The sequence below is a fragment of the Prevotella sp. khp7 genome, assembly GCF_900109055.1.
In the GTDB taxonomy this organism is placed as follows: Bacteria; Bacteroidota; Bacteroidia; order Bacteroidales; family Bacteroidaceae; genus Prevotella.
Genome location: NZ_FOIV01000001.1, coordinates 95,908 through 110,607 on the forward strand (window position 1 = coordinate 95,908; position 14,700 = coordinate 110,607).

Sequence of the window (14,700 nt, forward strand, 5' to 3'; positions counted from 1 at the left end):
TTGCTTATTTTAGTTTAATACAGAATTTTCTTCGTTACGTGTCTGCTTCTCAAGCGTTTTTATCTGGCGGTTGAGTTGCAGGAGTTCTTTCTCTGCGCTGAGTATCTCTTTGCGCAGGGATGTTCGTTCGCTATCTGATGCCTTAGCAAAGTAATCGCGCGATTTAGTAAGTTCGCTTTCGAGCATGTCGAGTTGTTTGCGGGCAGAGATGAGCTGCTTGTAGAGCATGGCGGCTTTTTGTGAACGGAAGTCGCTGGCTTTGGAGTAGGTGAGATGGTCGTTGATAATGATAACCTGTTGGTTATCTGTTGTCTGCTGAACCTCGGCGGTTGGCTTCTGGGCGTTTATTGCCTCTAAGCGCATGAGCGCATTCTTGCGCAACTGGCCATCGCCCCAGGTGTCGGCAATACGGGTTATGTCTGCAAAGTCGCGGATTTGCTGTTCGGTATACACAGAAGTGTCGTATGTCTTACGACTATCGGAGGGGATAAAGATATAAACGCATACCTGACCTTCGGGCTGGCGGCGGTCGCTGACGAAGTAGCCTATCTGATTGAGTTCGTCGATGGCAAACATGTAGTCGTTAGCCTCTGAATTGAAAGGCATTCCGATATTCTCGGGTTTCAGGAAACTACCACTGCGAGAGTCGTAGCGAGTGAGGAAAATATCATAGCCACCGATGCTTTCCTCGCCCTTACCAGCAAAGTAGAACGTGATGCCATCGGCAAGCATGAAGGGGTAGGATGCTTCGCTGATGCCTTCGCTGATGCCCTGAAGGGGTTGGGCCTTGCTCCATTCCTCTCCCAACTTGTCGCTTGTGAAGAGCTGTTGACGAAGGCTGTCGTCAGGCATGGAGAAGTAGATCTTATTGCCCATCTCATTGCGGAAAAGATAGCCTTCTACGGGTTTACCGAAAAACTCCTGGCAAGTGGTGACAGAACCTGTCTCGGAGGAGAGACGGAAAGCGCTCAGAAACTGGTTCTTGTCCATGACGATGCTATCGATGATAACAATCTGCTGGGTCATCTCACGCATGTTGGTGATGCGTGGATCTTCTTGCGGAACCTCTACAACGGGCTCTTTCTTCACTACACGCTTCTTACGTTTCTGTGCACTCAGAGTGAGTGGCAGAAGTATGGACAATGCAATGATGGAAACCGTCTTGAGATTCATATTCTTTCTGTTTATTCTTCAATGAGTTTGTTGTCTGCTTCGAGTGCTCCCCAAATGTTATAGCGCACCTCAGGGTTCAGTTGCTCGAGCGATTCGTATAGACGTTTAATGTCTGTTCGATGTGAGTTTGTCTCGTAGGGACAGAGTTTCTGCTGCTTTTGATATCCTTGCATCTCGGCCCATGTCTTGACGTCTGCCTCTTGAATAAGGCACAACGGACGGATGAGCGTGAGGGGCATCTTGCGCATCTTCAGGCTTACGGGCATGGTGGCAAAGTGAGCCTGATAGGTGAGGTTGAGCAATGCCGTATGGATGATGTCGTCCTGATGATGGCCCAGGGCAATCTTGTTGCATCCCAGTTCCTGAGCGAGATTGAACATCTCCTTGCGACGATTCCACGAACAGAGGAAACATGGCTGTTTCTGTTTGCGACGGCGGGCAGCGTCTGTGGGTTGCTGTGACGTCTCTGTCTGTTCCACCTCGAACCTTGTAGTTCTCACATGGAGCGTTACACCCAGATTCTCGCAGAACTGCTGCAGATAGCTGGTGTCTGTCTCGTAGTGGATGTTCTCCATCCTCACGTGCAATGCTTCTACCTTGAATCGCGGATGCTGAATCTTGGCTCGCTTAGCTAAGAGCTCGAGCAGCAGGAGTGAGTCCTTGCCGCCAGAAAGCCCCACGAGTATGTGGTCATCATCTTCTATCAGATGATAAGTAGCCATCGCCTTGACAAAACGTTCATTCAAACGATGCCAGAGGCGATGGCTCTCTTTATTCTGATTAAGCTTCTCCACGAAGATGCTTATCCATGTTCAATGCAGCACGACGGCCATCGCCCATGGCGAGAATAACCGTAGCACCACCACGCACGATGTCGCCACCAGCGAAGATCTCAGCTCTTGATGACTGCATTTCGTCGTTGACAGCTATCGTGTTCTTACGTCCCAGTTCGAGGCCTTGGATAGACTTCGGTACGAGTGGGTTGGGCGATACACCAACAGCCACAATTACCTGATCGACATCGAGTGTGACGGTCTTGCCCTCAACAGGCACAGGACTGCGACGGCCTGATGCATCGGGCTCGCCAAGTTCCATCACCTGGAGGATGGCCTGCTTCACAGCTCCCTGCTCGTCTGCAATATACTCGATGGGGTTGTGCAGCGTCAGGAAGTTGATACCTTCTTCCTTGGCGTGTTTCACCTCTTCGAGACGGGCGGGCATCTCTACCTCAGAACGACGGTAAACGAGTGTTACCTCGGCACCCAGACGCTTGGCTGTACGACAAGAGTCCATAGCCGTGTTACCACCACCCACAACGAGCACGCTCTTAGCGGGATTCAATGGGGTATCAGTGGTTGGGTTGGCTGCATCCATCAGGTTCACGCGGGTCAGATACTCGTTAGACGACATGATATTGATGCTGTTCTCGCCAGGGATATTCATGAAGTTAGGCAGACCAGCGCCAGAGCCTACGAAGATACCCTTGAAACCTTGTGCCTCAAGTTGCTCAACGCTGATGGTCTTGCCAACAATCACGTCAGTCTGGAAGTGAACGCCCATCTTGGCGAGGTTCTCGATCTCAACGTCAACAATCTTGTTGGGCAGACGGAACTCGGGGATACCGTACTTCAGTACACCACCGATTTCGTGCAGGGCCTCGAACACATAAACGTCGTAACCCTTCTTTACCATGTCGCCAGCGAACGAAAGTCCTGCAGGACCAGAACCAACCACAGCAATCTTGATGCCGTTAGAAGGTGCAATCTCGGGCAGAGAGATGTTGCCACTCTCGCGCTCAAAGTCGGCTGCGAAACGCTCCAGATAGCCGATGGCTACGGCTGGCTCGTTCATCTTCAGGTGGATACACTTGCTCTCGCACTGCTTCTCCTGCGGACATACACGGCCACAGACAGCGGGGAGAGCGGAGGTGTTCTTGAGCACCTTGGCAGCAGCCAGGAACTGACCGCGCTCGATGTTCTTGATGAACGACGGGATATTGATGTTGACGGGACAGCCCTCAACACAGCTGGGCTTAGCGCAGTCGAGACAGCGCTTGGCCTCTGTCATAGCCATTTCCTTGGTCAGTCCGATGTTTACTTCCTCTGTGCGAGTGGTAGCACGATATACAGGGTCGAGCTCAGGCATTTTTACACGCTCTATCTGAGTGCGCTCCTTGGGCTTCATGCTCTGCTGGAGCTCCTTACGCCATGCAGCATTACGATCAGTAAGAATTTCGATGGTATCGTTGGTAGGATCGTCGTCCATCACGATATCAGTACCCTTCGAAGCCTTTTCCACTTTCTCGTCAGAGATGCTGTCGAGGTGTTCCTGATAGTGCTCTACCTCTTCTTGCTCTGCACGCTTGAAGGTTCCCATGCGCTTGAACATCTCGTCCCAGTCTACGAGGGCGCCATCAAACTCAGGACCATCGATGCACACGAACTTGGTCTTACCGCCAATGGTGAGTCGACAGGCACCGCACATACCCGTTCCGTCTACCATGATGGTGTTCAGGCTTACTTCACAGGGGATGTTGTGCTTCTGAGCAGTGAGGTTTGAGAATTTCATCATGATTGGAGGGCCGATGGCAAACACTTTGTCAACGTGCTCCTGCTCGATGAACTTCTCGATACCAACGGTTACCACGCCCTTTTCGCCATACGAGCCGTCATCGGTCATGATGATTACCTCGTCAGAACTCTCGCGCACCTTGTCTTCAAGGATGATGAGATCTTTTGAGCGACCTGCCATCACGGAGAGAATGCGGTTGCCTGCTGCCTTGAGTGCCTGGATAATGGGCAGCATAGGAGCCACGCCTAAGCCACCACCAGCACAAACCACGGTGCCGTAGTTCTCAATTTTCGTAGGATTGCCGAGCGGACCGACCACATCTGTCACATAATCGCCAACGCCCAGCTCACAGAGCTTCATCGATGAAAGACCTACCTTCTGTACTACCAGCGTGATAGTGCCTTTAGCGATGTCGGCGCCAGCGATGGTCAGGGGCATTCGCTCGCCTTTCTTTCCTACGCGCACGATGACGAAGTTGCCTGCCTTACGGCTCTTGGCTATCAGCGGCGCTTCAATCTCGAAAAGGAAGACCTTCTCAGAGAATTGTTCTTTTCTTACGATCTTGTTCATAGGTATTTGTTTATTGTTGATTTTAGTCGATGATGTCGCATCCCATGTAGGGCACGAGGGCTGCGGGCACCTTGATGCCGTTCTCTGTCTGGTTGTTCTCCAGCAGGGCGGCTACGATGCGGGGCAGAGCCAGAGCCGAACCGTTGAGCGTGTGGCAGAGCTCGGGCTTCTTTGTGTCCTCACGGCGATAGCGGCATTTCAGACGGTTGGCCTGATAGGTGTCGAAGTTTGATACACTCGAAACCTCGAGCCAGCGTCCCTGAGCCTCTGAGTAAACCTCGAAGTCGTAGCAGATGGCTGAGGTGAAACTCTGATCGCCACCGCAAAGCAGCAGGATGCGATAGGGCAGTTCCAACTTCTTCAGCAGACCTTCTACATGAGCCAGCATCTCCTTGTGGCTCTCTTTTGAGTGCTCGGGCTTGTCGATGCGTACAATCTCAATCTTTGAGAACTCGTGCAGACGGTTCAGACCGCGAACGTCTTTACCATAGCTTCCTGCTTCGCGACGGAAACACTGGGTGTAGGCGCAGTTCTTGATGGGCAGGTCCTTCTCGTCGAGAATGACGTCACGATAGATATTCGTCACAGGAACCTCTGCTGTGGGGATGAGATAGAAGTCGTCTACCTCGCAGTGATACATCTGTCCTTCCTTGTCGGGCAGCTGACCTGTACCGTAGCCTGAAGCCTGGTTTACTACCGTCGGAGGCATGATCTCTGTATAGCCAGCCTTGCGAGCCTCGTCGAGGAAGAAGTTGATGAGCGCACGCTGCAAACGTGCTCCCTTACCGATATAGACGGGGAAACCGGCACCTGTGATTTTCACACCCAGGTCGAAGTCGATGAGATTGTATTTCTTGGCGAGTTCCCAGTGGGGCAGGGGATTCTCAATACCCAACTTGGGGTTTACGTCCCAGTTGCCCACGGTGTCGCTGTCGCTACACTCCTTCAGATTGCTCTTCACAACGTGGTTGTCTTCTGCAGCCTTGCCTTCGGGTACCTCGTCGTATGGGATGTTTGGAATCTGACAAAGCAGGGTTGTCATCTCTTCCTGAGCCTTGGCCATGGTTTCGTCGAGCTCCTTTGATTTCTCCTTCAGCAGAGCCACCTGCTGCTTAATCTGATCGGCTTCGTCTTTCTTGCCTTCCTTCATGAACTTGCCAATCTGGCCGGAAAGCTGTTTCTGCTCGTTCAGACACTTGTCGAGCTCCTGTTGTGCCTCGCGGCGCTTCTTGTCTACTGCGAGCACGCCATCGATGGCTTCCTTTGCACCTGCAAAGTGTTTTTTCTCCAAGCCACGAATCACGCGTTCGGTTTCCTCATTGATAAGTTTGAGTGTTAACATGTTAAATACGTATTTATTTGTTGATTTCTGATTTCTAAGGTGCAAAGGTAATCATTTCCGCTGAAAAACCCAAACATTCTTTTGATTTTATACTATAAAGTATAAAAATGCAGAAATCCCGCAACTCCTTACGGAGCGCGGGATTCTGTTGTTTGTTTGGAATAAGTTGTTTCTTTTTAATTAAGCTTCAGCATTTGGAATTACTGAAACAACACTCTTGTTGTACTTTCCCTTGTGGAAGTTTACAGTACCGTCTACGAGAGCGTAGAGAGTGTCGTCCTTACCAATAGCCACGTTGTTACCCGGGTTGTGCTTTGTACCACGCTGGCGAACGATAATGTTACCAGCTACACACTGCTGACCACCGAAGATTTTGATGCCAAGTCGCTGAGCTGCGCTCTCACGACCGTTCTTAGAACTACCTACACCTTTCTTATGTGCCATAATGTTGTTCCTCCTACGTTTTAAGCGATTACAGACTTGATTTCTACTTCAGTGAACTGCTCACGATGACCGTTGCGCTTGCGAGAGTCCTTGCGACGCTTCATCTTGAAAACGATGACCTTGTCACCCTTAACCAGCGGGTTCACTACTTCACACACTACTTTTGCTCCGTCTACGGTGGGAGCACCTACCTTCACTGCACCGTCAGCATCTACGAGCAGCACCTTGTCAAATTCAACAGTCTTACCGGCCTCGGCATCCTTAATGTGGTGCACGAAGAGCTTCTTGCCCTGCTCGGCCTTGAACTGCTGACCCTGAATTTCTACAATTGCGTACATTATTTATTTTATTGTATAAAGGGTTTTTTCCGCGAGGCGGCATACGTTCGTACACACTTCACTCTGCCCCAACGGACTCTAACGGGGTGCAAAGGTACTAATTTTATTAGTAATTGAGACTGGTGTATCGAGATTTAGATGTAGATTTATGAAAGTTTAACAAATCTGTACGTATGGGCAAAAAATAAAGCGACGACTTTCGCAAGCGATCGCTCCATATCTTCAATAGGTATTAGTTTTCTAAGGTAAAAAGATTGTTTTCAGGATAACGGTTGCAAAGGTAATGCCTTTTTTTTACTTCTCCAAATATTTCTTCAACTTTTTTTAGGAAAAATTATTGTGTACCCGCACAAGCGCTAATATTTTCGAAATTTAACATAAAAAACCATGTAATCGATTGCTTTCGTCGATAAAAAACGCCCAAAAATCTATAATTTGCTATTTTCTTTTTATAAAGGTTCACACTTTTTAATGTTGGTGATGGGTATATACATCATCGTAACATCACAAACTTGTTAGCTACTTTCCTTAGTGGAAAGTCTGATTTTACTCGGACTAAACCTTGACTTTACTCGGAGTAAATTGCCCATTAAAGCAGTTCTGACCAGGAGCCCCATATATCCTGAATCGTTAAATTTATCGAAAAACGATAAAGTTTTTGGGGGAAAGTTTGGTGGAAAAGGGAAAAGTTTCTACTTTTGCATATCGAAAATCGATAAATATATAATTGATAACGATAAAATTATTAAGTGAATCAATAAAATAAACAACTAAGTTATTAACAATAAAAACTTAAAATAATGTATAAGCGTATAAGTAATTTCCTTCGCAATTGCTGTGCCAAGAATCCGGTATCCGTGACCTGTCTTCTGTTTATGGCTATCGTCATGGGCTGTCTGATAAACGGCGATATCTATCGTATGAACAATGCCGAAACGCCGTATGACTATTGGCAGAATCTCTGCTATCTCACCGACAACCTGGCCCGCACGTATTTCTTCTTGCTATACTTGCTTCTCGCGTACCTTATTTATATTAATAAGCAGTATACGCGCTGGTGCGTGTGGCTTTACTACATCATGGCCGCCTCGTGTCTGGTCTATTGTGCGATAGCAGGATATATGCTGGACTATGGCGTAAGTAACAGCCTGGCTGGCGAAAGCCCGAAAAATGTGCTCAAGTTGGCAGGTACTCTGTATCAGGGTCCCTTCTTCTGTATGATTATCTTTTATTTCTTCGTGCCTAAGTTCCTTAAGGACACCATGAAGCTGAAAGAGGAGCAGGACTTAACCATCTGATGGCGTATGGGACAGATTATCGTAAACCTCGATGTGGAGTTGGCTAAGCGCAAGATGTCGCTCAGTGAACTTGCTGATCGGGTGGGGCTTACGCTGGCTAACCTCTCGATTCTGAAGACGGGCAAGGCCAAGGCGGTGCGCTTTACGACGCTTGAAGCAATTTGTCGCGAACTGGGTTGTCAGCCTGGCGATATTCTTGAATACAGGGATGAATAAGCTTCTGAATTAGTTAAATGATACAAATAAACAAATAAAAGAACGAAGTGTGTAAGTGAATTCACGGCAGAATGCCTATCTTTGCACCATCGGAAGTTAGAAAACCAAATTAATCAATCGTAAACTCAGAATAAATCAGTACAATTATGATCATTGCTATTTTCTTTATTACACTCATTACGTTGGCGCTCAATGCAGCAGCCTTCATCTTTTAAGTTGTTTCTGGAATATGAAAGAGGTTAAAATCTATTTTTCGAAAAAAAAGGTCGTGGCTTTTGTTGCCTTGATGCTAACTAGTCTTGTAGTCTATATATTGACGAGACTCTATTTCAGCAGCCGTGAAGAGATGTGGTGGAATCTGCTAGGTGCTCCAGTCTGCATTTTTGCATTCTATTTTATTAAGTATCTTCATGACTTTTACAAACAAAGGCTCTGCATGACCATTACCGACGAGTATCTCGAAGTGAATAACAAGCTCAAGTGGACAGTCTGCTTTCGTGATGTCGATGCGTTCTACCTAACAAAATACAAGACTCTGAAGCTGATAGGTATCCAATATAAGAAGGAGCATGAGAACTGGAAATCACTCGACGAGATTGAGGAGGGACGCAAAGAGCGCCTGCGCAATCCTGATGCGCCTGGGGCTGTCTATGAGATTCCTATCAATCATATGGACATTAAGCCACACGACTTGCTTAATATGCTGAACGAGAGGCTTAAGCTGGCTCACGCTAAAGAAGTGAAATCCTAAGAATCAAATGTATGGGTGACTAAAGTGACAAATGACATTTGTCACTTTTTTCCTTGTAGTTTTTTGAGACGGCGACGGGCATCACCGGCATCGGGATAGAGTTCGAGCGCCTTCTCATAGTTGCGGATGGCGGCATCGATCATGTGTTCGTGCTCGCACTCGCGTCCTAAGATGGTATACTCAGCTGCCAATCGCTTCAAGAGTTCATTTTTCGACTTGATTTCTGCTTTCAGGGCATCCATCTCAGAGGCATGCTCTGCTTTCATACGCTCAATCTCACGTTTCTGGCGACTGATGATTTCAAGTTTCCTGCGTATGAAACGGCGTATGTGTGGCTTCTCGATGTCGTAGCGTAGATGGATAGCCGTGAAAAAGTGGTCGAGGAAACCTGCGAAGTCGAGTGTGTCGAAGGAACGGATGGCATCGCGATACTCGCGGTCGGCCTTGCCCTCCTCAAGTGCCTTTGAAATCAGTGTCTGGTCGTTGTAGTGATTGGCAAACTGCACCACCTCTGCTCGTACGAAGATGTCGCTCTGTCGCAGAGGAGCTTTCAGTGTGAGTCCTTCGAGCGAGGTGCATCGGGAGAGCGCTACATATGTTTGCCCACCAGCAAAAGCGCCTCCGCCAGCGAAGTCAATCGACACTTGTGAGAATGTGAGTCCCTGACTCTTGTGTACGGTGATGGCCCACGCTAGTCGAACGGGAAATTGGGTATAGGTACCCAAAAGTTCTTCTTCAATCTTCTGTTCCTTCTCGTTGAAGGTATAGCGCATGTTCTCCCACACCTCGCGCTCCACATCGTGTTCCACGCCTTGCTCGTCGATGATGCCGATTACACCCTCTTCCTCGGCAATATAACTCACAGTGCCCAGCGTACCGTTCACCCAACGCTTCTCCTTGTCGTTCTTTACGAATATAACCTGAGCACCAGGTTTCAGCTGAAGTTCCATGGGGGGAGGGAGCGAACTCTCGGGAAAGTCGCCCTTGATGGTACCGCGAAAAACCGATGGATTGCCCTTAATCTCTGCCAGACGCTGCTCATTAGTATAATCTACGGTGTCGCGACGGGCAGCGAGCGTGATGGTGAGGCTTCTGTTATTTACGGTTTGATTGGAAGCAGATACGCGGGTGTTGAGGGTTTCCAGATCTGCAGTTGTAGCCGTGTTGTTGCGAATACGGTCGAGGATGGAGATGAAACGATCATCTGTCTGGCGATACACCTTGCGGAGTTCAATCGATACGATGGGCATCGTCTGCCACACCTTGGCATTAAAGAAATAGGCCGAGGGGTAGAAGGGCTGAAGTAGTTGACGCTCCTCGTCCTTCAGCACTGGTTCCAGCTGGTAGATGTCACCCACTAGTAGGAGTTGTTTTCCACCAAAGGGTTCTGGATTGCGTGTGTATATGCGCAACACCTTGTCAATAAAGTCGATGATGTCGGCACGGACCATAGAAATCTCATCTATGATAATCAGCTCTACTTCACGAATCAGCTTGCGTTGGGCACCTGTATATTTCAGTGTCTCTTTCAGGTGGCGGTAGTTGTAGCGTGAATCATTGGGCAGCAAGGGGTGGAAAGGCAGACGGAAGAAGCTGTGAAGCGTGCTTCCTCCTGCATTGATGGCCGCAATACCCGTTGGGGCTAAAATGACGTGCTTCTTCTTGGTGTTTTTCGACACGTAGCGCAGGAACGTACTTTTACCCGTCCCCGCCTTTCCTGTGAGGAAAAGCGAACGACGGGTATAGTTCACGATCTGGAGCGCGTCCTGCCACTCCTTGTTTTCAAGATCTAGTTCCAACGATATCAGTAACTTATCGGGTTAGTCTTCGTCTTTCGTTCCCTCACCATTGGTCTGAGGTGCCGTCTGCTGCTTGGTATCGTCTGGCTCTGGATCCTTCTGAGGGCGCTGTAACGGATTGCCGTGCTCATCGAGGAATATAGCATCAGTGTCGTCTGCATCAAGTGAGAGCGAGTCTGTGCTCAGCGAGTCTGAGTCGGCTGGAGCCTGGAAGTAGCCACCGCAATCATACATGGCACTGGCAAGGTCGATATTACGAGGTGCGCTGAACTTTGCGCGATATTTCTTGAAAGCGGGGTCATTAAGCACAGAGCCGAGGAAGTAACCACAGATGGGCAGAGCTGTACGGTTGCCTTGTCCTAGCATGCCGGTACGGAAGTGGATGCTTCGGTATTCGCCGCCAACCCATGCGCCAACCACCAGCTTAGGTGTAGTACCTATGAACCAGGCGTCGGAGTGATTGTTGGATGTACCCGTTTTTCCGCCAAAGTCTGTATCAGCAGCCTTGTCATAGCCTACAAAACCCATCAGGCGTGAGCTCGTACCACTCATACCACCTTTCAGCAACTGCTGTACCAGGAAGGCAGAACGATAAGGGATAGCTTGCGTAGCCTCGGTAGGCGCTTCGTAAATCACCTTGCCGTCACGGTCTTCAATCTTTGCCACCAGCACAGGTTCCATGTGTCCGCCATCATTCACAGGTGTACAATAGGCATTGACCATCTCAAGCAAGTTCACATCGCTCGAACCCAGGGTGAGCGAGGGGGTCGCGTCGAGTTTAGACTTGATACCCATGTCGTGAGCAGTCTTCACGATGTTGTCGATGCCACACTCTTGACCCAAGCGAACGGCTACAGAGTTGATACTCATGGCAAAAGCCTGCTTCAGGGTGATGTCTGCGCCAGAGAAACGGCCGTCGGCATTTGTTGGTGCCCATGTTACTTCTTTGCCATGATCCATCACCTTCATAGAGAAGAACTCATCCTTGCGGGTGTCGCAAGGGGTGATGCCCTGATTCATGGCTTCTGTATATACGAAGAGTTTAAAGGTTGAACCAGGCTGGCGCATTGCTGTTACCTTGTCGTACTTCCATGACTTGAAGTCTATATCGCCCACCCATGCTTTTACATGACCCGTCTGGGGCTCCATAGCCACAAAACCGCAATGCATGAAGCGCACCATGTAGCGGATAGAGTCCATCGTTGAAAGTTCCTTCTCGATCTGTCCCTTCTCATAGTCGAACACCTTCACGGTGTGGGGCTTATTGAGGTAGTAGTTGATGGAATCCTCATTGCCATCGAATTTCTTTGAGAGATATTTGTACACAGGCTGTCGCTTGGCGATATCCTCAATAAAGTTTTTTATTTCTACGTGGTTCTCGTCTTGCCAGGGATTGGTGCTTCCCCAGTGAGCGTTGAACGTTTGCTGCACCTGTTTCATTTGCTTAAAGGCTGCCTCCTCGGCATACTTCTGCATACGCGAATCGAGGGTGGTGTATATCTTCAGTCCCTCAGTATACAGGGCATTACGATTGTCAAAATATTCCTCGCACCAACCCTTCAGATAGTCGGCAACCGCCTCACGGAAGTAGTTGGCATCGCCGTCATAGGCACTCTCAACGCTGTAGTCGAGTTTGATTTCTAACTTTTTCAGTGAATCACACTCTTCCTTGGTCAAGTCGCGATGCTGGCACATCAGGTCGAGTACGGTATTACGACGCTTGAGCGAGTTATCCGGATTGATCAGGGGATTATAATATGTGGTGGCCTTAAGCATACCTACCAAGATGGCTGCATTCTCAGTTGTCAAATCCTGAGGCTTACAGTTGAAGTAGGTTTTACAAGCCGTCTTGATACCAAACGCATTCGAACCAAAATCAACGGTATTGGCATACTGCGTCAGAATCTCATTTTTGGTGAAGAAGAACTCCAGTTTGTAGGCCGTAATCCATTCTTTGCTCTTCAGAATGAGCATTTTGATGCCAGGGATATATCCCAGCAATCCTGTTGAATATTCAGAACGGGTTCGGAACAGGTTCTTTGCCAACTGCTGGGTGATGGTGGAAGCGCCACGTGCGTCGTGGTGTAGGGCATAGTCTTTCAATGCTGCTGCAAAGGCCTGATAGTCGATGCCATGATGATGGAAGAAACGCTCGTCTTCTGTATCGATGAGGGCTTTCCAAAATACGGGGTTCACCTCCTCATAGGTTACAGGTGTACGGTTCTCACTGAAGAACTTACCAATCAGCTTGCCATCAGCACTGTAGATCATGGAGGCCTCTGCAGGTCGTTTGTTCTTGATGGTCGACATAGATGGTGACTTACCGAAAAGCCACAAGAAGTTCATGTCGACTGCACCCAGATAAAGGAAGAAAGCCACAATGAGCGAGGCAATTCCAAGACCAGTCTTGATATACCAAGGACGCCCTTGATAAAGACCTTTATACCATGGCCAGAAGCCTTTCACCTTCTGCATCGCTGTATTCAGCCAAGCCTTGTATTTGTTAATCGTTTCGTTGCTCATAGTCTTGAGATATATAACTGATTATTTTTTCTGTTTCATCAGGATGGAACCACTTGATACGTTCATCCTTCTTATACCAAGTTAATTGTTTGCGGGCGTATCGTCTGGTATTACCCTTGATGCGTTCTACTGCCTCTTCTAATGACCATCGTCCGTCAAGGTAATCGAACAGTTCTTTGTACCCCACAGTATTCAGCGCATTCAGATGACGCTTAGGATAGAGTCTTTTGACTTCCTCGAGCAGTCCGTCGGCCATCATCTGGTCAACACGCTGGTTGATGCGCTCATAGAGTTCCTCACGCGGTCGGTTAAGTGCGATTTTTATAATGTTGAAAGATCGCTCTTTCTTTTCTCGTTTGCGAAACGATGTGTAGGTCTTGCCTGTCATCGTGCAGATTTCGAGTGCATGTACCACCCGTCGTGGGTTCTGCTTGTCAACTATTTCGTAGTATTCCGGATCGAGCTTCTTCAGTTCCTGACAGAGAGTTTCGAGTCCTTCGTTTGCCAGTCTCTGTTTCATCAGCGTACGGGTGTCTTCGTCGATGGTGGGAATGTCGTCAATACCATCGCAAACGGCATCGATATACATCATGCTGCCACCAGAGAGTAAGGCGTAGTCCCGATGTTTGAATTGTTGTTCCAGTAACTCGAGTGTCTGTTGTTCAAAGAGCGATGCGCTATAATAGTCCTCCAGCCCCAAAGTGCCCACGAAATAATGCCTGACCTGTTTCATCTGCTCGTCAGTGGGACGTGCTGTACCAATGTTCAGTTCGCTGTATATCTGACGTGAATCGGCATTGATGATAGGTATGTCGAAATACTTGGCAATCTTCAGGCACAAGGCCGTCTTACCAACGGCCGTAGGGCCTGTGATGACTATCAGCGTCTTTTTCAATATTGTTTATCTGATGACTCCTCTCTTAGAGTTCTCGATGAATGAGCAAATGTATTCAACCTCTTTAGAGTCGGGATATTTGGCGCGAGCCTCAGCCACGCCCTCCTTCATGACTCCCTTAGAGTAGATGATACGATAGGCGTCATGGATAGCCTCGATGGTCTCGTTGGAAAAACCTCTACGACGCAGACCAATGAGATTCACACCTGCATAGCGAACAGGTTCCTTGCCTGCGATTACGTAAGGGGGAATGTCCTGACTCGTACGGCTACCACCTTGGAACATAATATAGCCTCCAACGTGCAGGAACTGGTGGAACAAGCAACATGCCGAGATAATGGCATTGTCGTCGACAATCACTTCACCGGCAAATTTCGTAGAGTTGCCAATGATACAGCCATTACCAATCTCGCAGTCATGGCCAATATGCATATTCTCCATCAGCAGATTGCCATTGCCTACTACGGTCTTACCCTTTGAAGCGGTACCACGACTGATGGTCACATTCTCGCGGATGGAGTTGTTGTCGCCAATTTCACATGTAGTCTCCTCGCCAACAAACTTCAGATCCTGAGGCTTTGTTGAGATGGATGCACCGGGAAAGAATTCGTTGTTGTTGCCAATGCGAGCTCCGAAATGGAGGGTCACACCATTGTAGAGCTTGTTATTGTTGCCCATGACTACGTTTTTGTCAATCACACAGAATGGGCCAATGATATTGTTGTCGCCCAGTTTTGCCTCTGGGTCAACAACTGCTAAAGGATGTATCTGATTTGCCAT

At 48.5% G+C, this 14,700-nt stretch carries 13 protein-coding genes; 3 read left to right on the plus strand and 10 right to left on the minus strand.

Going from position 1 to position 14,700, the window contains the following annotated elements; all coding sequences use genetic code 11:
* Positions 1 to 9: 9 nt before the first annotated feature.
* The 6 genes from BMX82_RS00390 to rplU form a co-directional block, all read right to left on the minus strand.
* Positions 10 to 1,173, minus strand: coding sequence for a hypothetical protein (locus BMX82_RS00390; protein ID WP_091765133.1), 1,164 nt, complete (start codon positions 1,171 to 1,173; stop codon positions 10 to 12).
* An 11-nt stretch (positions 1,174 to 1,184) separates the two neighbouring features.
* Positions 1,185 to 1,967 (minus strand): PP-loop family protein, encoded by a 783-nt coding sequence (locus BMX82_RS00395; RefSeq protein WP_091765136.1) that lies wholly within the window; start codon positions 1,965 to 1,967, stop codon positions 1,185 to 1,187.
* Positions 1,954 to 4,314, minus strand: coding sequence for a bifunctional dihydroorotate dehydrogenase B NAD binding subunit/NADPH-dependent glutamate synthase (locus tag BMX82_RS00400; RefSeq protein WP_036912000.1), 2,361 nt, complete (start codon positions 4,312 to 4,314; stop codon positions 1,954 to 1,956). The genes BMX82_RS00395 and BMX82_RS00400 overlap by 14 nt, the downstream gene beginning before the upstream one ends.
* Before the next feature lie 22 nt (positions 4,315 to 4,336).
* A complete protein-coding gene (gene serS, locus BMX82_RS00405) occupies positions 4,337 to 5,656 on the minus strand; it encodes a serine--tRNA ligase (protein WP_036912002.1) in 1,320 nt (439 codons plus the stop codon).
* A 180-nt stretch (positions 5,657 to 5,836) separates the two neighbouring features.
* Positions 5,837 to 6,100 (minus strand): 50S ribosomal protein L27, encoded by a 264-nt coding sequence (gene rpmA / locus BMX82_RS00410; protein WP_013064241.1) that lies wholly within the window; start codon positions 6,098 to 6,100, stop codon positions 5,837 to 5,839.
* Positions 6,101 to 6,120: 20 nt separating this feature from the next.
* Complete coding sequence (gene rplU / locus BMX82_RS00415) at positions 6,121 to 6,438, minus strand: 50S ribosomal protein L21 (RefSeq protein ID WP_036912004.1); 318 nt, start codon at positions 6,436 to 6,438, stop codon at positions 6,121 to 6,123.
* An 800-nt stretch (positions 6,439 to 7,238) separates the two neighbouring features.
* Between rplU and BMX82_RS00420 the strand changes: the two genes are divergently transcribed.
* From BMX82_RS00420 to BMX82_RS00430, 3 genes are all read left to right on the plus strand, one after another.
* Positions 7,239 to 7,736 carry a hypothetical protein gene (locus tag BMX82_RS00420; RefSeq protein ID WP_143058275.1) on the plus strand — a complete coding sequence of 166 codons (498 nt, stop codon included), beginning with the start codon at positions 7,239 to 7,241 and terminating at the stop codon, positions 7,734 to 7,736.
* Between the two features lie 6 nt (positions 7,737 to 7,742).
* A complete protein-coding gene (locus BMX82_RS00425) occupies positions 7,743 to 7,952 on the plus strand; it encodes a helix-turn-helix domain-containing protein (protein ID WP_036912007.1) in 210 nt (69 codons plus the stop codon).
* 229 nt (positions 7,953 to 8,181) lie between these two features.
* Complete coding sequence (locus BMX82_RS00430) at positions 8,182 to 8,703, plus strand: STM3941 family protein (protein ID WP_091765142.1); 522 nt, start codon at positions 8,182 to 8,184, stop codon at positions 8,701 to 8,703.
* Between the two features lie 41 nt (positions 8,704 to 8,744).
* Here BMX82_RS00430 and BMX82_RS00435 read toward each other — a convergent pair whose 3' ends face one another.
* From BMX82_RS00435 to lpxA, 4 genes are read right to left on the minus strand one after another with little or no spacing between them, the layout of a single operon-like run.
* Positions 8,745 to 10,502, minus strand: a complete 1,758-nt coding sequence (locus BMX82_RS00435; protein WP_255396515.1) for an AAA family ATPase — start codon at positions 10,500 to 10,502, stop codon at positions 8,745 to 8,747.
* Between the two features lie 21 nt (positions 10,503 to 10,523).
* Positions 10,524 to 13,025 carry a transglycosylase domain-containing protein gene (locus tag BMX82_RS00440; protein ID WP_255396516.1) on the minus strand — a complete coding sequence of 834 codons (2,502 nt, stop codon included), beginning with the start codon at positions 13,023 to 13,025 and terminating at the stop codon, positions 10,524 to 10,526.
* Positions 13,006 to 13,923: a tRNA (adenosine(37)-N6)-dimethylallyltransferase MiaA gene (miaA, locus tag BMX82_RS00445; protein ID WP_091765148.1), complete on the minus strand. Its 918-nt coding sequence runs from the start codon at positions 13,921 to 13,923 to the stop codon at positions 13,006 to 13,008. The genes BMX82_RS00440 and miaA overlap by 20 nt, the downstream gene beginning before the upstream one ends.
* 3 nt (positions 13,924 to 13,926) lie before the next feature.
* On the minus strand, positions 13,927 to 14,700 hold the full coding sequence (gene lpxA, locus BMX82_RS00450) for an acyl-ACP--UDP-N-acetylglucosamine O-acyltransferase (protein ID WP_036912017.1): 774 nt from the start codon (positions 14,698 to 14,700) through the stop codon (positions 13,927 to 13,929).